This is a genomic window from Rodentibacter rarus (genome assembly GCF_001998965.1).
GTDB classification, from domain to species: domain Bacteria; phylum Pseudomonadota; class Gammaproteobacteria; order Enterobacterales; family Pasteurellaceae; genus Rodentibacter; species Rodentibacter rarus.
Genome location: NZ_MLHJ01000013.1, coordinates 20,834 through 38,677, shown reverse-complemented (window position 1 = coordinate 38,677; position 17,844 = coordinate 20,834). Strand labels below are relative to the sequence as shown.

Sequence of the window (17,844 nt, the reverse complement as noted above, 5' to 3'; positions counted from 1 at the left end):
CCAAGTATAATCCTTATACACGCCAAATAACAATATCTTTACAAAAATATAACCGGATATAAATAATTTCTAGGTTGATATTATTTAGCATAATGAAAGACAGACTTAATGTTGATGCGTTTCTAAATTGAAGGAAAACCGGTGATATTGCTTGGTTCTCTTCAAGTGAAAATAAAAAGGCTAAGCCCTGTCTAGTACAGAACTTAGCCCCCAAATGAAGTGAAGTCAAACTTTTTTTGAAGTGTAGATCAATTTTAAGCCTTAAATTCTTCAAAAATTGACCGCACTTTCAAGAAAATATAGGGATGGAAACCTAAGCGACTACACCAAATTGTTCTTTCATTAATGCTTCAAAATCAGTACAACCGCCAATTGGTTTTTCATCAATGAAGATTTGTGGTACGGTCTCAACCGGTTTTCCTACGGATTTGGATAAATCTTCTTTCGTAATGCCTTCTGCATGAATATCCACATAACGGTAATCGAAATCAGCCACTTCACCTTTTAATTTTTCAGCAAGATTTTTTGCACGGACGCAATATGGGCAGCCTGGGCGACCGAAAATAACAACAAACATAAATTTTTCCTCTTGTTAATGTTAAATCTCGGTGATTTTACTCTTTTTTTGGTGTTCCATAAACCGTTTTTCAGGATTGCTATGATTGGTATAATGTATCGCAATATTTAGTTTGGAACGTCCTATGAAATTATTAATGCTTTGCCGTGAGCCTCGTTTATATAGCTGCCAACGTCTGAAAGAGGCTGCCATACAATGCGGACACGAGATGGATATATTGGATCCGAATCGTTGTATTCTAAAACTCATGGAAAATTCACCGCACTTTGACGTTTATTATCAGCCAAAAGACGGCGCGCCCTATCTTTTGCCCAATTATGATGCGGTATTACCCCGTTTTGGCACGGCAAGTACCAAAATGGGCTGTGCCGTATTACGCCATTTCCAAGCAAAAGGTATCTATTGTTTGAATAAGGAAAGGGCATTTTTAATGGCGCGTGATAAATGGGAAAGTTTACAAATTTTGCGAGAACAGGGTATTGCAGTACCCAATAGTCAATTATCAGGAGTTGAGACTGATCCTAAGATGGTTATTCAGAAAATGGATTTTCCTTTAATTATCAAAACCTTAAATGGCTCCCAAGGGATTGGGGTGATGTTGGCGGAAAAGCCACAAAGTGCGGTCAGTATTTTGGAAACGTTAAAACAAGCGAATGTGCCGGTATTGCTGCAAGACTTTGTGGAGGAAGCCACCGGCGAAGATATTCGTTGTTTTGTGGTGGGAGATAAGGTTATCGCCAGTATGCAACGCATTGGACAAGAAGGAGAGTTTCGTGCCAATTTTCATCGTGGTGGCAGCGCACAACCTGTTCTTTTAACGGAGGAAGAAAAACAGTTGGCGGTTAGAGCCACAAAAGCCTTGGGGCTTGTGGTTTCGGGCGTGGATCTTATTCGCTCTAAGGGCGGTTTATTGGTGTTGGAAGTTAATGCCAGTCCGGGATTGGAAATGATCGAGAAAACTAGTAGAGTGGATATTGCATTGCAGATCATGCTCTATTTGGAAAAAATGGTGCAATCATAAGAGAAAGGCGAACAGACAATCTGTTCGCCTTTTGGTTTTATCCGTTTAAATTATTTTGAGGGTCGTAGTTCGGTGGTAATTCCGGCATGGTATTTTCTTCATCAAAGGGTTCGCTCGCCGGTTGATATTGAAATTCTTGACGATTTTGACCGCTCTTTTCTTTACCTAATAATTTCGGTTGCAATTTCACAAAGCTACTTTTTGGGGAAAGCCAAATATCAATGAAGGCTTGAGTGAATTTGGCATCAAATTCGTGATTTAACACGGTATCGTTGGCAATAAAATAACCTTTATTTTCCAATGCTACGAAATTTAAAAGATCATTGGGTGAAAAATCAGGGAAAATTTCCTGCATTTTTTTCAACCACGCATTGGTGTCATCAGCACTGAGTTGCTGCGCCTCCATTTCTTTTATGAGAGTGATCGCAAAATTTTTGCCTTCAATGGGTTTTTCATATTTGATGGAAAACATCAGCGGAGATTGATGTTCTTGGTATGAACCATTTTCAGAAAAAAGCCCGACACTATATACATGGAAAGGTCCCCAAGTATATTCAGCGTAACCGACCGGTAGCCAATGAGCAGAAAGTGCGGTTGAAAAAAAAGCTAAAATTGTCACGAAAAGGGATTTCATTTTCATATTGTTCTTTCACGGTTCAGCAAGGCACGAATTATAACAAAAGCCCCTTTAAAATCTCAAATAGAGCAAACTAAAATTTCAATGATACAGCGAGCTCCGCTTGCTGTACTCTATTTGTACTCTCTGTGGTGAGCTTATTTTTATTTTCATTCACGATAAAAAAGGCGGGAGTTTCCCCGCCTCTAACCGTTATTTTATGGGTAAGTTTATTTTAAACTGCCCACCATATCTTCAGGGCGTACCCATTTGTCAAAATCTTCCGCTGACACCAAGCCAAGATTAATCGCTTCTTCACGTAAGGTTGTGCCGTTTTTATGGGCGGTTTTGGCAATTTTTGCCGCATTTTCGTAACCGATATGCGTATTCAGTGCGGTGACCAACATCAATGAATTTTCAAGTTGTTGTTTAATGCGTGGGTAATTCGGCTCAATACCTACCGCACAATGTTCATCAAAGGAAACACAAGCGTCACCTAATAATTGTGCCGATTGGAGGAAATTAGCAATCATCACCGGATTAAACACGTTTAATTGGAAATGACCTTGTGAGCCGACAAAGGCAATAGTGGTATCGTTACCGAACACTTGTGCACAAACCATCGTCATCGCTTCACATTGGGTTGGATTTACTTTACCCGGCATAATGGAAGAACCCGGTTCATTTTCAGGGATTAAAATTTCACCGATACCGGAACGAGGGCCGGAGGCTAATAAGCGAATGTCGTTTGCGATTTTGAACAAACTCATGGCTAGTTGACGTAATGCACCGTGGGTTTCCACAATCGCATCATGCGCCGCTAATGCTTCAAATTTATTATCAGCGGTGACAAACGGAAGCCCTGTAAATTTGGCAATGTAATCCGCCACCTTCACATCATAGCCTTTTGGCGTGTTTAATCCTGTTCCGACTGCGGTGCCACCAAGAGCCAATTGGCTCAAATGAGGAAGGGTATTTTTTAATGCACGCAAGCCAAAATCTAATTGTGTGGCATAGGCTGAAAATTCTTGACCTAAGGTGAGGGGGGTCGCATCCATTAAATGGGTACGACCAATTTTCACCACATCTTTGAACGCTTCAGATTTTGACGCAAAGGTCTTTTGTAAGCGTTCAACACAAGGAATAGTGTGCTCCACCACTTTTTTATAGGCGGCAATGTGCATTGCCGTAGGGAAAGTATCATTAGAAGATTGGGATTTATTGACATCATCGTTTGGGTGAATAATGGATTTTTCACCTAATTTTCCGCCATTTAACACATGGGCACGATTTGCGACTACTTCATTCACATTCATATTGGATTGGGTACCGGATCCGGTTTGCCAAATTACAAGCGGGAATTGATCATCTAATTTGTGAGCAAGGATTTCATCGCAGGCTTGGGCGATTAAATCGCGTTTTTCAGCGGGCAATACGCCTAAATCGTGGTTCGCAAAGGCAGCAGCTTTTTTCAAATAACCAAAGGCCTCAATAATTTCAGCCGGCATCGAGGCTTCAGGCCCAATTTTAAAGTTATTGCGTGAACGTTCAGTCTGCGCAGCCCAATATTTATCGGCAGGAACTTGAACTTCACCCATGGTGTCTTTTTCAATACGAAATGCCATTGTGATACTCCTATATCGTTAGAATGAAACTAAAAAACGGTGTGATTTTAACACTTCGGAGGTATGAATGGAATGTAACAAAAATACGAAAACCCGGTTTTGTGATATAGATCATAAAAAGTGCGGTCGGTTTTTTACCAATTTTTCGACATTATGTAGCAGTTGCACAAACAAATTTTCACCTTGTACGAGCCGTGCAATCCCAGCCCTTTTAGGGCTGTGGAGAACCACAAAGTGGCTCAGATAAATTAACGCCATATGGCTTGTATGGCGTGAAAAATGAAAATCGTGCATTGGCTACATTATACTGCAATTTTTACTTTCCTTTTTTAGGATTTCCTCAAGGGCGATTTAACCATTTATTTTTTCTCTCTTTTTCGGTAAAATCCGCAAGTTTATAGCTTGGTGAATTTAAGGTAACTTTGAGGTGGCAGGCATGGCGAAAAATGCACAATTTTACATTTTAACGGAGCAAACTCCGCTTTCAGTTGAACAGCTTGCCTGCAATTTGGCGGCTTCCGCTTGGCGATTGGGAAAACGAATTTTGATTGCCTGCGAAACAGAGCAACAGGCGCTTGATATTGATGAAGCGCTTTGGCAACGGGACCCCGATGAATTTGTGCCCCATAATTTATCCGGTGAAGCCACGCAATATCCCACACCGATTGAAATTTCATGGAAAGGAAAACGCAATGCGCAGCAACGGGATTTGCTCATTAACTTGCAACAAACCGTGCCAGAATTTAGCCATAGTTTCATTCAGCTGATTGATTTTGTACCGGTGGAAGAAATGCCCAAGGCGCAGGCACGGGAACGTTATAAACAACTCCGTATACAAGGTTGGCAGCTTTCCACTGAAAATGCACAAACTTAAATAAAACCACAGGGAGTCAATATGAAAAATACGATGAGATTTGCTTTATCGCTTTTAGTGGGCGCAAGCGTCTTAACCTTAGCGGCTTGTGATAATCAGGATGTAAAAACACCGGAAAAAGTGACCGCACTTTCCGAAAACGCTGAAAATAAGGTTGAGCTAATGCCGGAAAAAATGCCGATTTCTGAGCCGACTAAAGATGAAATGATTTCGACCGTTTCACAAAACGAGGACGTGAAAAATGCCGTTGAAAAGGTGGAGAGCAATAGTGCAGAGAACGTGGAAAGTGCGGTTGAAAAATCGAATATTTCCTCTAATGTTGAGGAAAACGCAACAGCGGAAAAAGTGGAGCGTTCTTCGGTAAAACCGCGCAAAACAGAAAATCGCTATTTGAAAGAACAAAAAGCCTTATTGAAAGTCCTTGAATCCCAATATCAACAAATTCGCTGCACCGCCGAAGCCGCCAAATTAGGCGAAAACAGCTTCTGCCGCCAAGAAGAACGCCGTTTGTTTTTAGAAATTGAGCGGGTAAAAAATGAGATTCGGTTGAATCGGTAGGGGAAAAATGACGAAAGAGGAAGTTTTAGAAAGACAACGCCAGTTACATATTGTGTTCAAAGCATGGATGGAAGATAAGAAAAAGCGTGAAGTGCTGACTTTCCGCCGCCCTAATGGCAATATCGTGCGTCATTATCCTGATGGACACGAAGAAGTGATTGATTCGGATCATATTGCGATGGAAATATAAATATTGCTCGTGTAAAAGTAATTGAGTGAGTTTCTAATGATGGGTATACAAAATAACATTTTACTTTGTTATTGTGTTAGACAAATCTCCTTTAGTCTCTTTTTGCTGAAGATAGCGAGCATCATTGGATGACCGTAGATTATATCTTAAAATTTTGTATTAAAAAAAGAAAATTGTACATGAACAGAAAAATATTTATAGTTCCAATTGCAAACCTCACTGCGGAGAAACCCCTTCTGATTTCTAATTTTTCTCTAATATCATTTAAATCATATCATGATTTAAACGTTCAAATAGATGTTTCTGATTTTTTAACAGAAGAACATAAAAAATATAAAATAGGTTATTTATCTCTTGTAGAGGATAAAAAATTTTATTTGAGAGATTTTCCGCTATTGGATTTAGATTTATTTAGGGATCATAAAAATGCTATAAATACTACTTTTTGTATTTTTGAATTAAATGAAGATAATCTTATAAAAAATATTTTAGATAAAACTTATAAGTATGAGTCTTCAGATATTAATGACTTAGATGTTAGTAATATTTGCAATAAAGTAAATCCTGTTTTAGATTTCATTATTTTCTATTCAGGAATAGGGTTTAATGATAGATTACAATTGCCATTAATGCCAGGGTTAACTAATGATGGGTTTAGAAGGTTTTATTATATTAATAATAAAGAAGCTAAACAAGTAATGTCAGATAATATCTATCATATCCCACAGAAAGGAATTGGAATAAATCTGGATGATCTAGATGATAATGAAGATAATTATGGTATAAGTTATAATAATATATATTACAATATAATTTTTGGAAATAGGTATGATGAGATAGCATCTCTTTGTCGGAATATCTTGCATAAAATAAATGAAGTGTTATATATGCCTAGCCTTGAAGCTTCATTTATATTTCTAATGAGTGCTTTTGAAACATTGGCATCTAAGGATTATATTAATTTTCAGAAAGCTAAGAGTAAAATATTACCATTTATATCTAGAGATATAAGTGAGTATAATAAATTAAGTGATTTCTTCAGGAAAATGTCTAAAGAATATAGAACGGAAGTGATTCATAATGGAAAAACTTTGTTTGAATTACATGAGGGAAAATCTGAGGATATAATTAAAGAACTTAATAAAATTAGAGGTTTGTTAATTAAAGCTGTAGTTAATATATATGAATCTAAGTGCGATACATATGATGATCTAAATGTTTACAGAGAAAATTTAAAAAATACATTAGGTATTAATTAATTTTATATTTTATAAATAGAGAGAAAAAATGACACAAAACCTCCAAATGGCAGACCGTTTTAATCCGTCTGCGGTAGAACAAGCCCTTTATCAACACTGGGAAGAGAAAGGGTATTTTAAACCGAGTGAAAATCCGAATGTACCGAGTTATTGTATCGCCATTCCGCCACCGAATGTGACGGGGAGTTTGCATATGGGACACGCATTCCAGCAAACCTTGATGGATACGCTGATTCGCTTTCATCGCATGGAAGGGCATAACACCCTATGGCAAGCAGGAACAGACCACGCAGGCATTGCCACCCAAATGGTGGTGGAACGTAAAATTGCGGCGGAAGAGGGCAAAACCCGTCATGATTACGGGCGTGAGACCTTTATCAACAAAATTTGGGATTGGAAAGCTTATTCAGGTGGCACAATTAGCCAACAAATGCGCCGTTTGGGTAACTCAATCGACTGGGAGCGTGAACGTTTCACCATGGACGAAGGGTTATCCAATGCCGTAAAAGAAGTGTTCGTTCGATTACACGAAGAAGGCTTAATTTATCGTGGTAAACGCTTGGTGAACTGGGATCCTAAATTGCACACAGCGATTTCCGATCTTGAAGTGGAAAACAAAGAAAGCAAAGGATCACTTTGGCATTTCCGTTATCCACTCACCAATGGTGTAAAAACAGCGGATGGTAAAGATTATTTGGTGGTGGCGACCACCCGTCCTGAAACCATGTTGGGCGATACGGCGGTGGCAGTTCATCCGGAAGATGAACGTTACCAATCATTAATTGGTAAAACCGTGATGCTTCCACTCGCTAACCGTGAAATTCCGATTGTAGCAGATGAGTATGTGGATCGTGAATTTGGTACCGGTGTGGTAAAAATCACCCCTGCCCACGATTTTAACGACTATGAAGTGGGGAAACGCCATAATTTACCGTTGGTGAATGTGTTGACGCTCAATGCGGATATTCGTGACGAAGCGGAAGTCATTGGCTATAACAATAAACCTTTGGAAAATTACACCGCACTTATCCCTGAAGATTACCGTGGTTTAGAGCGTTTTGTAGCCCGTAAGAAAATCGTTGCGGATTTTGAGGCAATGGGGCTGTTGGAAGAAATTAAACCGCACGATCTCAAAGTGCCTTATGGCGACCGTGGCGGTGTGCCGATTGAGCCAATGCTGACAGATCAATGGTATGTGAGTGTTAAACCGCTAGCTGAAGTGGCAACGAAAGCGGTGGAAGACGGTGAAATCCAATTTGTACCGAAACAGTATGAAAACCTGTATTTCTCTTGGATGCGGGATATCCAAGACTGGTGTATTTCACGCCAACTTTGGTGGGGTCATCGTATTCCGGCATGGTATGACGCAGAGGGCAATATCTACGTTGCACGCAACGAGCAAGAGGTTCGCACAAAATACAACTTGCCTGCGGATTTAGCCTTAAAACAAGATGAAGATGTATTGGATACGTGGTTTTCCTCCGGTTTGTGGACGTTCTCTACGCTGGGTTGGCCGGAACAAACCAAAGAACTCAAAATGTTCCACCCGACGAATGTGTTAATCACCGGATTTGACATCATTTTCTTCTGGGTGGCACGTATGATTATGTTCACCATGCACTTCATCAAAGATGAAAATGGCAAACCGCAAGTGCCGTTCAAAACCGTTTACGTTACGGGGCTTATCCGTGATGAACAAGGGCAGAAAATGTCGAAATCGAAAGGTAATGTACTTGACCCGATTGATATGATTGACGGTATCAGCCTTGAAGATTTACTGGAAAAACGCACTGGTAATATGATGCAACCGCAATTAGCGGAAAAAATTGCCAAAGCCACCCGTAAAGAGTTTGCTGAAGGCATTACGGCACATGGTACGGATGCGTTGCGTTTTACCCTTGCGGCGCTTGCCAGCAATGGTCGTGATATTAACTGGGATATGAAACGCCTTGAAGGTTACCGTAATTTCTGCAATAAATTGTGGAATGCCAGCCGTTTTGTATTAACCAATGAAAAATTGGATTTAAGCGAAGGGGAAATTGAGTTTTCCGTGGCGGATCGTTGGATTGAATCTTGTTTTAACCGTACCGTGGGTGATTTCCGTGAAGCATTAAGCCAGTATCGTTTTGATTTAGCCGCCAATGCGATTTACGAATTTACCTGGAACCAATTCTGCGACTGGTATTTGGAGTTAACCAAACCGGTATTTGCAATGGGGACGCCGGCGCAAATTCGTGCGGCAAGCCAAACCCTTGTGCGCGTGTTAGAGCAATTATTGCGTTTAGCACACCCATTGATTCCGTTTATCACGGAAGAAATTTGGCAAAAAGTGAAAGGCTTTGTTGGCATTGAAGCGGATAGTATTATGTTACAACCGTTCCCAACGGTGGATGAAAATGCCTTTGATGATGAAGCCGAGCGTGAAATCGATTGGTTAAAAGAAGTGATCGTGGCAGTGCGTAATATTCGGGCAGAATGTAATATCGCACCAAGTAAAGGATTAGATTTATTGTTCCGTAATATTGATGTGACAGAACAAAAAATTCTTGAAAAACAAACCGCACTTTTATGCGCTATGGCGAAACTTGATGATTCACGGGTGTTGACTGAAGGGGAAAATGCGCCGCTTGCCGTAGCAAAACTTGTAGGTAATACGGAACTTCTTGTGCCAATGGCAGGTTTTATCAACAAAGAAACCGAGCTTGCCCGTTTAACCAAAGAGATGGAAAAATATCAACAGGAAGTCAAACGTATAGAAGGCAAACTCAGCAACGAATCCTTTGTTGCCAAAGCTCCGGAAGCGGTGATTGCCAAAGAACGTGAGAAAATGGCTGAATATCAATCAGGATTGGAAAAAATCCGTGAGCAGTATAAAGCCATAGAGGCCTTATAATCCGCTCATGAAAAATGAGAGAAGCAGGAATTTTCCTGCTTTTCTTTTTTCTCTTTTATTGTTTTATTTCAGGTTATTTAGAAAGTTGTTCAATAAGATTAGAAAGCCCTTCCTCATCGTAACCTTCCTCATATTGGGTCTCTTCTTTGGTAAAGTTATGCAAGCGATGACCTGCTGTACAACCATATGCTTCGAGTTTGGCTTTGGTGAAATTGGTTCTAAATTGCGAGCTACTGTTATTTAAACTAATCACACCAATGGTAGAATTTCGACAAGGATGCTTATTAATAAAAACCAAGTTATAGCCTGATTCACGGATATAGCCGGTTTTATTAATGCTTGCGTCAAACACGTTTTCCCGCACTAGTTTATTGGTATTTTTCACAAAGACACTGCGTCCACCCGCTTGAATATAAGCACTTGACATATTTGAGAACGCTTTAATTTGGGGTTTATTCATTGAATATTTCGCCAATTTCACCAAGTCCATGGCACTTGAAATATTGCTATTCGATAAGCCGGAGCTGTCAGCGAAACGGGTAGAACGCATTCCTAACTGTTTTGCCTTTTCATTCATTTTCTGAATAAATTGAAGTCGGCTCATTCCGGCAGAACGTGCAAGGGCATGCGCCGCTTGGTTATCCGAATGAACGAGCATTGCCTTAAGTAATTCATTGCATGAAATCGGTGTGTATTTCGGTAATTTCGTGTGTGTGCCTTTAATGTAATCATCGTCATCATTGGTAATTGAGGTGGTGCAACGAGGATTTTTATTATGTTCTAAAAACACATTTGCGGTCATTAATTTTGTTACGGAGGCAATGGGTTGAACATGGTTGGGGCTGCGGCTTTCCAGCACCTTATTGCGTGTAAAATCATAGACCACATAAGATTGTGCCACGGCAAAGGTAGGAATAAAACCGAAAACAGAAAAAAGTTTTTTTAACATTGCAGATCCCGAAAAATAAAACAGGCGAATATTCTAGCGCACTTTTCTGCAAAGTATTGTTTATTTTTGTGATTAGGATCGTAAAAGGTGCGGTTAAAAATCGCTTTATTTTTTGAAATTTGCTAGCTTATCCCTTAGCAAATCGGTAAAATCGCCGCCTATTTTATACTAGGCTTTTGTTGTGGTGAGTTACCGCAATTTTTATTGCCATAATGTGTAACAACGAGGCTTTCATGTTAGAACAAACGAAAAAAATTAATTTAATGGATTTAACACGCAAACAGATGCGTGAATTTTTTCAGGAACTGGGCGAAAAACCTTTCCGAGCAGATCAATTGGTGAAATGGATCTATCATTTTGGCGAAGATAACTTCGACAATATGACGAATATTAATAAGAAATTGCGAGAAAAGCTAAAATCCGTGGCTGAAATTAAAGCGCCGGACGTAGCAGTAGAGCAACGCTCTGCCGATGGAACGATTAAATGGGCGATGCAAGTGGGGGAGCAACAGGTGGAAACCGTGTATATTCCGGAAGCAGATCGTGCCACCCTTTGTGTGTCTTCTCAGGTGGGCTGTGCCTTGGCCTGTACCTTTTGTTCTACGGCGCAACAAGGGTTTAACCGTAATTTGACGGTGTCTGAAATTATCGGGCAAGTATGGCGGGCTTCAAAAATTCTTGGTAATTTTGGGGTGACGGGGGTTCGCCCTATTACTAATGTAGTGATGATGGGCATGGGGGAGCCGCTATTAAATGTTGCCAATGTGGTGCCGGCAATGGAAATTATGTTAGATGATTTTGCTTATGGTTTATCTAAACGTCGGGTGACCCTTTCTACCTCAGGGGTCGTGCCGGCATTGGATAATTTAAGTAAAATGATTGATGTGGCATTAGCTATTTCTTTACATGCCCCAAATGATGAATTGCGTGATGAAATTGTCCCCATTAATAAAAAATACAACATTAAAATGCTGATTGATTCGGTCAATCGTTACCTGAGCGTATCCAATGCCAATCACGGCAAAGTGACGATTGAATATGTCATGCTGGATCATGTTAATGATGGGGTGGAACATGCTCATCAGCTTGCGGAAGTATTGAAAAACACCCCTTGTAAATTAAATTTAATTCCGTGGAACCCGTTCCCGCAAGCACCTTATGCAAAAAGTTCCAATAGCCGTATCGACCGTTTCCAAAAAACACTGATGGAATATGGTTTTACGGTGATTGTGCGCAAAACCCGTGGCGATGATATTGATGCCGCTTGTGGGCAGCTCGCAGGGGATGTCATTGATCGAACCAAACGCACTGCAATGAAACGTCAATTTGGGCAGAATATTGGGATAGCCCAAATTAATTAACGCTTAATTATCGGAGGAAAAATGAAATCTTTCTTTATTCAATTTCTAAGTGCGGTCATTTTTCCTCTTATTTTTTCAGCTTGCGTTTCTCAAACGCTATCTTCAGATTTTAATAAACAGCAGGCAGCAAAGGCTCGTGTTGAATTAGCGCTCGGTTATTTGCAGCAGAACGATTTTCCCCAAGCCAAACAAAATCTTGATAAAGCCTTGGCTCATGACCCAAACTATTACCTTGTTTATTCTGCGATGGCTCATTTTTACCAATTACAAGGGGAAGTGGAGGCTGCTCGAAAAGCTTATCTTCAAGCGATAAAATTAGATGATAAACAAGGGGATACCCATAATAATTTTGGTACGTTTTTATGTGCTCAAGGCGAATTTCAACAAGCTTATGAAGAATTTGAACGTGCCTTGCATTCACCCCATTATTATCGCCAAGCCGATACCTATGAAAATATGGCACTTTGTGCAAAGGCTTCCAATCAAATGTCTATTTACCAACAAGCATTGGATAAGTTGAGACAGCTTGATAGGGAGCGGGCGGAAAAACTGAATCAAATCAAATAAAACATTGCCAAATTGCGCTTTCGACTTTAAAATTCAGCCTTTGATTATGTTTCAAAAACGAATAAATTTATGAATACACAAGCTGAAAAAACGGAAATGCAAGCTGAACAATTCATCTCTGTGGGCGAGCAATTTCGCCAAGCCCGTGAAGCGTTAAACCTTTCTCTTGAAGATGTTTCCAAGGAAATTACTTTGCGTCCGGCAATATTGATGCAAATCGAAAATAATGAATTTATTCAAAAGAATGTTCCAGCGACTTTTATGAGAGGGTATGTGCGTAGTTATGGAAAATTTTTGCGTTTACCTGAAAGCCTTTGGTCTGATCTTTCTTTTGGTGAAGATGAAAAAAATGATTTAGATAAAAATGCACGGGCTACCCGCTCTGTGAATCAGTATGCTTCTCATAGCCGTTGGGTGGGTTATTTAACCGCATTAGTGCTTCTCATCGCATTAAGTATGACGGGATTATGGTGGTGGCAGAGTTATCAGCAATCGAATGAAGAACGTGATACGCTGGTGCAAAATTATGTTTCAAATACTGAAGCTACTGAATCGACAACCAATGTGGCTCAACCTGTGGAAATTTCAACAACTCAATCTAATCTACCCGAGATACCATCAGCAAGTTCGGTTGAGATTATTTCTAATAGTGGTACCCCTTCAGAAGCAACCAATATGGGCTCAACCGACACGGCATTGTTGTTTCCGGCTCAGCAAAATGATCAGCCTTTACCTAAATCCATGACTTCTGCCGAGAATGAAGTGGCGATTCCTGATACACAAAGTGCGGTTGAAAATCCAACTATTTCTCCGGCACCTCCTAGCGTACAAGGTGATTTGATTGTGGAAGTGCTAAAAAATAGTAGCTGGTTGAGTGTGAAAGATCAAAATCGTAAAGTCCTTGTCCAAAAAGAATATAAAGAAGGTGAAGTGCTCACCTTTGACGGTAATGAATTTTCTTTAATTGTGGGTGCTCCTGCCAATGTACGCATTACCTACAAAGGTGAAAATTATCCATTAAAAGTAGATGGACGTGTGGCAAAATTCAAACTTTCACAACCTAAGGAATAATCATGTCTGCTTTTCAACCGACAATTAAGCGTCGTGAATCGACCAAAATTTATGTAGGCAATGTCCCAATTGGTGGTGATGCGCCTATTGCTGTGCAGTCTATGACCAATACACGCACCACTGATGTGGAGGCAACGGTGGCGCAAATTAAGTCCCTCGAGCGTGTGGGGGCAGATATTGTACGGGTTTCTGTGCCAACAATGGAGGCCGCAGAAGCCTTTAAGATGATTAAACAACAAGTGGATGTGCCTCTGGTGGCAGATATTCATTTTGATTATCGTATTGCCTTAAAAGTGGCGGAATATGGGGTAGATTGCCTACGGATTAATCCCGGTAATATTGGGCGTGAGGATCGTATTCGTGCCGTTGTTGATTGTGCCCGTGATAAAAATATTCCTATACGTATCGGTGTGAATGCCGGTTCTTTAGAAAGAGATCTGCAAGAGAAATACGGTGAACCTACACCAGAAGCCTTGTTGGAATCGGCATTACGTCATGTTGAAATTTTAGATCGTCTTAACTTTAATCAATTTAAAGTGAGCGTGAAAGCCTCCGATGTTTTTTTAGCTGTAGAGGCCTATCGTTTACTGGCAAAGGCCATTAAACAGCCTCTGCATTTAGGGATTACCGAGGCCGGTGGGGTGAGAGCCGGTGCGGTGAAATCAGCGATTGGTTTAGGTATGCTACTGGCTGAGGGCATTGGCGATACGCTGAGAGTGTCCCTTGCGGCAGATCCCGTAGAAGAAATTAAAGTGGGGTTTGATATTCTCAAATCCTTACGAATTCGTTCCCGTGGTATTAATTTCATTGCTTGCCCGACTTGTTCCCGTCAAGAATTTGATGTGATCGGCACGGTGAATGCGTTGGAGCAACGGCTTGAAGATATTATTACACCAATGGATGTGTCCATTATTGGCTGTGTAGTAAATGGACCGGGTGAAGCATTAGTTTCCGATCTCGGCGTGACTGGCGGTAACAAAAAAAGTGGTTACTATGTGGACGGTGAACGCCAAAAAGAGCGCTTTGATAACGAAGATATTATTAATCAATTAGAAGCAAAAATCCGAGCGAAAGTCGCATTACAGGACCCGAAAAATCGTATTATTTAAGGAAAACTCGTGGCAAAAACAATTCAAGCAATTCGTGGAATGAACGATTGTTCTCCAACAGAATCGCCATTATGGCAATGGGTAGAAACGCAGGTGCGTGAAGTATTAAATAGCTATGGCTATTCGGAAGTGCGTATGCCGATTGTAGAAAGCACGCCATTATTTGCTCGTGCTATTGGTGAAGTAACCGATGTGGTTTCAAAAGAAATGTACACGTTCTGGGATAATGATGAGCAGCTTACTTTACGCCCGGAAGGCACTGCAGGTTGTGTGCGTGCGGCAATTGAACACGGCTGGATCTATAATAATGAACAACGTTTATGGTATATGGGGCCGATGTTCCGTCATGAGCGTCCACAAAAAGGGCGTTACCGCCAATTTCATCAAGCTGGCGTGGAAGTTTTTGGCATTGCCAATCCGGAAATTGATGCGGAATTAATTATTCTCACCGCCCGTCTTTGGAAGAAATTAGGCATCGATCAACATGTTTCTCTTCAACTTAACTCCATTGGTTCATTAGAAGCGAGAGCTAATTATCGTTCTGCCTTGGTCGCTTTCTTGGAACAACACCAAGCATTAATGAGTGAAGAAGAAAAGGAACGCTTAATCAAAAATCCGCTTCGTATTTTGGATACGAAAAATCAAGCATTACAACAAGTATTAGATGATGCGCCGAAATTGCTTGATTATTTAGATGACGAGAGCCGTGAGCATTTTGCTCAATTGTGTGCTTTGCTGGATTCTGTCGGTATTGCGTATGAGATTAACCCGAAACTGGTGCGTGGGTTAGATTACTATAATAAAACCGTATTTGAATGGGTAACCTCTGCATTAGGTGCACAAGGCACCGTATGCGGTGGGGGACGTTATGACGGCTTAGTAGAACAATTAGGGGGACATGCCGCCCCGGGTGTTGGGTTTGCGATGGGGTTAGAACGCTTGGTTTTGCTCGTCCAAGAAGTCAATGCTTCAATTCCGCTGAAAAGTGCGGTGGATATTTATCTTGTTTATCAAGGTGAAGGCACGGCTTTAGCGGCGTTTCAGTTGGCGGAAAAAATCCGCTCTGCCTTACCGCAGTTAGGGACGATGCTACATTGTTCGGGAGGCAACTTTAAAAAGCAATTCCGACGTGCAGATAAGTCCGGTGCAACGTTAGCCTTAGTGATTGGTGAAAGCGAAATGCTTAATAACCAAGTGGTCGTGAAACATTTGCAGGGTGGTGTTGAACAGCAAACCCTTGATATCGAAAAAGTCATTGATTATATTCAATCTCAATTTTAGTTGATAAAGGAAAAGAATATGGCGTATTCCATTGAAGAAGAACAAGAGATTAACCAGCTAAAGGAATGGTGGAAAGAAAACGGTAAAAGCATTATTGTGGCTTTTATTTTAGGTGTAGGTGGCGTGTTGGGCTGGCGTTATTGGCAATCTCATCAAGCTAATCAAATTGTTGAGGCTTCAGCAGGCTATGAGGCGTTAGTTTATGCTGTTGAACAAGATCCTGCTACACAAAAAGCAAAATTAACGGATTTTGTTCAAGCGAATAGTAAAACCAGCTATGCTGTGTTTGCTTTATTTGATGAAGCGAAAAATGCCGTTGAGAAACAAGATTTCGCCTCTGCCGAAGTCGCATTACAGCAGGCTTTAGCACAATCTCAAGACGATATTCTCACATCACTTGCCGCATTGCGTTTAAGTGCGGTGCAATTTCAATTAGGGCAGTTAGACTCGGCATTATCCAATCTTAATCAAGTAAAAAGTAGCAGTTTTGCTGCACGAAAAGCGCTTTTAACCGGCGATATTCAGCTTGCAAAAGGGGATAGTCAAGCCGCTAAAATCAGTTTTGAACAAGCACTTCAATTGGGTAGCCCATTGGAACAACAGGCTGCACAAATGAAGCTGAATAATCTTTAATCGGAAACGCTCGCAAGAGCGTTTTATTTTATATGCGATCCCTCTTTCCACTTCCTCCACCACTGCTTTGCTTTTTTGTTGGTGTAGTAATGTATTTGTTACCCTCAATGGGACAATATCCCACATTTCCTTATCTTATTAGTGGCTTCATTTTATTGTCTGCTTGTATTGGGATGCTCAGCCTTTGGCAATTTCATCAGCATAAAACCACCATTGATCCTCAGCGATTGGATAAAAGCACCCATTTGGTGACCTCCGGTATTTTTAGGGTAAGCCGTAACCCAATGTATTTGAGTTTGTTACTGCTCTTAATGGCTTGGGCATTGTATTTAGGGCATTTCTTGGCTTGGAGTGGCGTGGTGGCTTTTATTTTGTTAATGAATCGTTTTCAAATTGCTCGGGAAGAAATTTATTTGGAAAGAAAGTTTGGTGAGGCTTATCGTCAATATCAAGCGAAGGTGAGGCGTTGGCTGTAAAAATGCGGTCAAATTTGACCGCACTTTTGTTCTGCTATCTTGTTATTTCGCACACTGGCAATCCGTCTTTTTTTCAAAACGTTCTGCCACATAATCCCAGTTCACGACATTCCAAAATTCTTTAATGTAATCCGGACGGCGGTTTTGGAATTTTAGGTAATAGGCGTGTTCCCAAACATCTAAACCTAATAGTGGGAAGCCTTCACAACCTGCCACCTCTTTACCCATTAATGGGTTGTCTTGGTTTGCTGTTGAAACGACGGCTAATTTACCTTCAGCGGTTAACACCAACCATGCCCAGCCTGAACCAAAACGGGTCGCCGCTGCTTTTTCAAATTCCGCTTGGAAAGCTTCAACAGAGCCAAAATCACGAATGATTGCCTCTTTTAATGCACCTTGTAAGGTCGTGCCTTTTTTCAAGGATTTCCAAAAGAGGCTATGGTTTGCGTGACCACCGGCATTGTTGCGTAATACGCCACGTTTTTCAGCCGGAAGTTTATCAAGATGCGCAATTAATTGACCCGGGCACATTTCAACAAATTCAGCGGCTAAGCCTTCTAATGCAGCATTCGCATTATTGACATAAGCTTGGTGGTGTTTGCTGTGGTGGATTTCCATGGTTTGTGCATCGAAATGCGGTTCTAATGCGTTATAAGCGTAGCCTAATTCAGGTAAGGTGTAAGACATAATTCGTTCCTTCTATAAAATAAAGTGGTGATTTTAATCATTTTGGTTGGGGTGATAAAACCCTTACCCAAAATTGCTCGAATAGTAGCAGAAAATT

General features: G+C 40.7%; 19 protein-coding genes. 13 read left to right on the top strand and 6 right to left on the bottom strand.

Annotated features, from left to right (window positions below; all coding sequences use genetic code 11):
• Nucleotides 1–313: 313 nt before the first annotated feature.
• On the bottom strand, nucleotides 314–577 hold the full coding sequence (locus tag BKK50_RS02115; protein WP_059365476.1) for a GrxA family glutaredoxin: 264 nt from the start codon (nucleotides 575–577) through the stop codon (nucleotides 314–316).
• 124 nt (nucleotides 578–701) lie between these two features.
• Here BKK50_RS02115 and BKK50_RS02110 point away from each other — a divergent pair, with 124 nt between their 5' ends.
• Entirely contained in the window at nucleotides 702–1,598 is an 897-nt protein-coding gene (locus tag BKK50_RS02110) for a RimK family alpha-L-glutamate ligase (protein WP_077414863.1), read from the top strand.
• A 37-nt stretch (nucleotides 1,599–1,635) separates the two neighbouring features.
• Here BKK50_RS02110 and BKK50_RS02105 read toward each other — a convergent pair whose 3' ends face one another.
• The 3 genes from BKK50_RS02105 to BKK50_RS02095 form a co-directional block, all read right to left on the bottom strand.
• The gene (locus BKK50_RS02105; protein WP_077414861.1) at nucleotides 1,636–2,238 is read right to left on the bottom strand and encodes a chalcone isomerase family protein; all 603 of its coding nucleotides are present in this window, start codon (nucleotides 2,236–2,238) and stop codon (nucleotides 1,636–1,638) included.
• Nucleotides 2,239–2,444: 206 nt separating this feature from the next.
• Entirely contained in the window at nucleotides 2,445–3,839 is a 1,395-nt protein-coding gene (gene fumC / locus BKK50_RS02100) for a class II fumarate hydratase (protein WP_077414859.1), read from the bottom strand.
• A 111-nt stretch (nucleotides 3,840–3,950) separates the two neighbouring features.
• Nucleotides 3,951–4,097: a hypothetical protein gene (locus BKK50_RS02095; RefSeq protein ID WP_158074649.1), complete on the bottom strand. Its 147-nt coding sequence runs from the start codon at nucleotides 4,095–4,097 to the stop codon at nucleotides 3,951–3,953.
• Between the two features lie 178 nt (nucleotides 4,098–4,275).
• On the opposite strand from BKK50_RS02095, the gene BKK50_RS02090 reads away from it, so the two are divergent.
• From BKK50_RS02090 to BKK50_RS02070, 5 genes are all read left to right on the top strand, one after another.
• Complete coding sequence (locus tag BKK50_RS02090; protein WP_077414855.1) at nucleotides 4,276–4,713, top strand: DNA polymerase III subunit chi; 438 nt, start codon at nucleotides 4,276–4,278, stop codon at nucleotides 4,711–4,713.
• 21 nt (nucleotides 4,714–4,734) lie between these two features.
• Complete coding sequence (locus BKK50_RS02085) at nucleotides 4,735–5,271, top strand: DcrB/PsbP domain-containing protein (protein ID WP_077414853.1); 537 nt, start codon at nucleotides 4,735–4,737, stop codon at nucleotides 5,269–5,271.
• A 7-nt stretch (nucleotides 5,272–5,278) separates the two neighbouring features.
• Entirely contained in the window at nucleotides 5,279–5,461 is a 183-nt protein-coding gene (locus tag BKK50_RS02080; RefSeq protein ID WP_077414851.1) for a hypothetical protein, read from the top strand.
• A gap of 128 nt (nucleotides 5,462–5,589) precedes the next feature.
• The gene (locus tag BKK50_RS02075; RefSeq protein WP_143529727.1) at nucleotides 5,590–6,720 is read left to right on the top strand and encodes a hypothetical protein; all 1,131 of its coding nucleotides are present in this window, start codon (nucleotides 5,590–5,592) and stop codon (nucleotides 6,718–6,720) included.
• Between the two features lie 28 nt (nucleotides 6,721–6,748).
• Entirely contained in the window at nucleotides 6,749–9,613 is a 2,865-nt protein-coding gene (locus BKK50_RS02070) for a valine--tRNA ligase (protein ID WP_077414847.1), read from the top strand.
• Nucleotides 9,614–9,686: 73 nt separating this feature from the next.
• On the opposite strand, the gene BKK50_RS02065 is transcribed toward BKK50_RS02070, so the two are convergent.
• Entirely contained in the window at nucleotides 9,687–10,562 is an 876-nt protein-coding gene (locus tag BKK50_RS02065; RefSeq protein ID WP_077414845.1) for a D-alanyl-D-alanine carboxypeptidase family protein, read from the bottom strand.
• A gap of 212 nt (nucleotides 10,563–10,774) precedes the next feature.
• Between BKK50_RS02065 and rlmN the strand changes: the two genes are divergently transcribed.
• From rlmN to BKK50_RS02030, 7 genes are all read left to right on the top strand, one after another.
• Nucleotides 10,775–11,923, top strand: coding sequence for a dual-specificity RNA methyltransferase RlmN (rlmN, locus tag BKK50_RS02060; protein ID WP_077414843.1), 1,149 nt, complete (start codon nucleotides 10,775–10,777; stop codon nucleotides 11,921–11,923).
• A 21-nt stretch (nucleotides 11,924–11,944) separates the two neighbouring features.
• Entirely contained in the window at nucleotides 11,945–12,490 is a 546-nt protein-coding gene (gene pilW, locus BKK50_RS02055) for a type IV pilus biogenesis/stability protein PilW (RefSeq protein WP_077414841.1), read from the top strand.
• A 69-nt stretch (nucleotides 12,491–12,559) separates the two neighbouring features.
• The gene (locus BKK50_RS02050) at nucleotides 12,560–13,561 is read left to right on the top strand and encodes a RodZ domain-containing protein (RefSeq protein ID WP_077414839.1); all 1,002 of its coding nucleotides are present in this window, start codon (nucleotides 12,560–12,562) and stop codon (nucleotides 13,559–13,561) included.
• 2 nt (nucleotides 13,562–13,563) lie between these two features.
• On the top strand, nucleotides 13,564–14,670 hold the full coding sequence (gene ispG, locus BKK50_RS02045; protein ID WP_077414837.1) for a flavodoxin-dependent (E)-4-hydroxy-3-methylbut-2-enyl-diphosphate synthase: 1,107 nt from the start codon (nucleotides 13,564–13,566) through the stop codon (nucleotides 14,668–14,670).
• 9 nt (nucleotides 14,671–14,679) lie between these two features.
• Nucleotides 14,680–15,951: a histidine--tRNA ligase gene (gene hisS / locus BKK50_RS02040; RefSeq protein ID WP_077414835.1), complete on the top strand. Its 1,272-nt coding sequence runs from the start codon at nucleotides 14,680–14,682 to the stop codon at nucleotides 15,949–15,951.
• Nucleotides 15,952–15,969: 18 nt separating this feature from the next.
• Nucleotides 15,970–16,584, top strand: coding sequence for a YfgM family protein (locus BKK50_RS02035; RefSeq protein ID WP_077414833.1), 615 nt, complete (start codon nucleotides 15,970–15,972; stop codon nucleotides 16,582–16,584).
• A gap of 89 nt (nucleotides 16,585–16,673) precedes the next feature.
• Nucleotides 16,674–17,060 (top strand): methyltransferase family protein, encoded by a 387-nt coding sequence (locus tag BKK50_RS02030; RefSeq protein ID WP_077414831.1) that lies wholly within the window; start codon nucleotides 16,674–16,676, stop codon nucleotides 17,058–17,060.
• Nucleotides 17,061–17,102: 42 nt separating this feature from the next.
• On the opposite strand, the gene sodA is transcribed toward BKK50_RS02030, so the two are convergent.
• Nucleotides 17,103–17,747, bottom strand: a complete 645-nt coding sequence (gene sodA / locus BKK50_RS02025; RefSeq protein WP_077414829.1) for a superoxide dismutase [Mn] — start codon at nucleotides 17,745–17,747, stop codon at nucleotides 17,103–17,105.
• Nucleotides 17,748–17,844 lie beyond the last annotated feature (97 nt).

Excerpts from the sequence above, each read along its gene's own strand:
- BKK50_RS02115 (WP_059365476.1), bottom strand. The coding sequence starts at position 577 with ATGTTTGTTGTTATTTTCGGTCGCCCAGGCTGCCCATATTGCGTCCGT.
- BKK50_RS02110 (WP_077414863.1), top strand. The coding sequence starts at position 702 with ATGAAATTATTAATGCTTTGCCGTGAGCCTCGTTTATATAGCTGCCAA.
- BKK50_RS02105 (WP_077414861.1), bottom strand. The coding sequence starts at position 2,238 with ATGAAAATGAAATCCCTTTTCGTGACAATTTTAGCTTTTTTTTCAACC.
- fumC (WP_077414859.1), bottom strand. The coding sequence starts at position 3,839 with ATGGCATTTCGTATTGAAAAAGACACCATGGGTGAAGTTCAAGTTCCT.
- BKK50_RS02095 (WP_158074649.1), bottom strand. The coding sequence starts at position 4,097 with ATGGCGTTAATTTATCTGAGCCACTTTGTGGTTCTCCACAGCCCTAAA.
- BKK50_RS02090 (WP_077414855.1), top strand. The coding sequence starts at position 4,276 with ATGGCGAAAAATGCACAATTTTACATTTTAACGGAGCAAACTCCGCTT.
- BKK50_RS02085 (WP_077414853.1), top strand. The coding sequence starts at position 4,735 with ATGAAAAATACGATGAGATTTGCTTTATCGCTTTTAGTGGGCGCAAGC.
- BKK50_RS02080 (WP_077414851.1), top strand. The coding sequence starts at position 5,279 with ATGACGAAAGAGGAAGTTTTAGAAAGACAACGCCAGTTACATATTGTG.
- BKK50_RS02075 (WP_143529727.1), top strand. The coding sequence starts at position 5,590 with ATGACCGTAGATTATATCTTAAAATTTTGTATTAAAAAAAGAAAATTG.
- BKK50_RS02070 (WP_077414847.1), top strand. The coding sequence starts at position 6,749 with ATGACACAAAACCTCCAAATGGCAGACCGTTTTAATCCGTCTGCGGTA.
- BKK50_RS02065 (WP_077414845.1), bottom strand. The coding sequence starts at position 10,562 with ATGTTAAAAAAACTTTTTTCTGTTTTCGGTTTTATTCCTACCTTTGCC.
- rlmN (WP_077414843.1), top strand. The coding sequence starts at position 10,775 with ATGTGTAACAACGAGGCTTTCATGTTAGAACAAACGAAAAAAATTAAT.
- pilW (WP_077414841.1), top strand. The coding sequence starts at position 11,945 with ATGAAATCTTTCTTTATTCAATTTCTAAGTGCGGTCATTTTTCCTCTT.
- BKK50_RS02050 (WP_077414839.1), top strand. The coding sequence starts at position 12,560 with ATGAATACACAAGCTGAAAAAACGGAAATGCAAGCTGAACAATTCATC.
- ispG (WP_077414837.1), top strand. The coding sequence starts at position 13,564 with ATGTCTGCTTTTCAACCGACAATTAAGCGTCGTGAATCGACCAAAATT.
- BKK50_RS02035 (WP_077414833.1), top strand. The coding sequence starts at position 15,970 with ATGGCGTATTCCATTGAAGAAGAACAAGAGATTAACCAGCTAAAGGAA.
- BKK50_RS02030 (WP_077414831.1), top strand. The coding sequence starts at position 16,674 with ATGTATTTGTTACCCTCAATGGGACAATATCCCACATTTCCTTATCTT.
- sodA (WP_077414829.1), bottom strand. The coding sequence starts at position 17,747 with ATGTCTTACACCTTACCTGAATTAGGCTACGCTTATAACGCATTAGAA.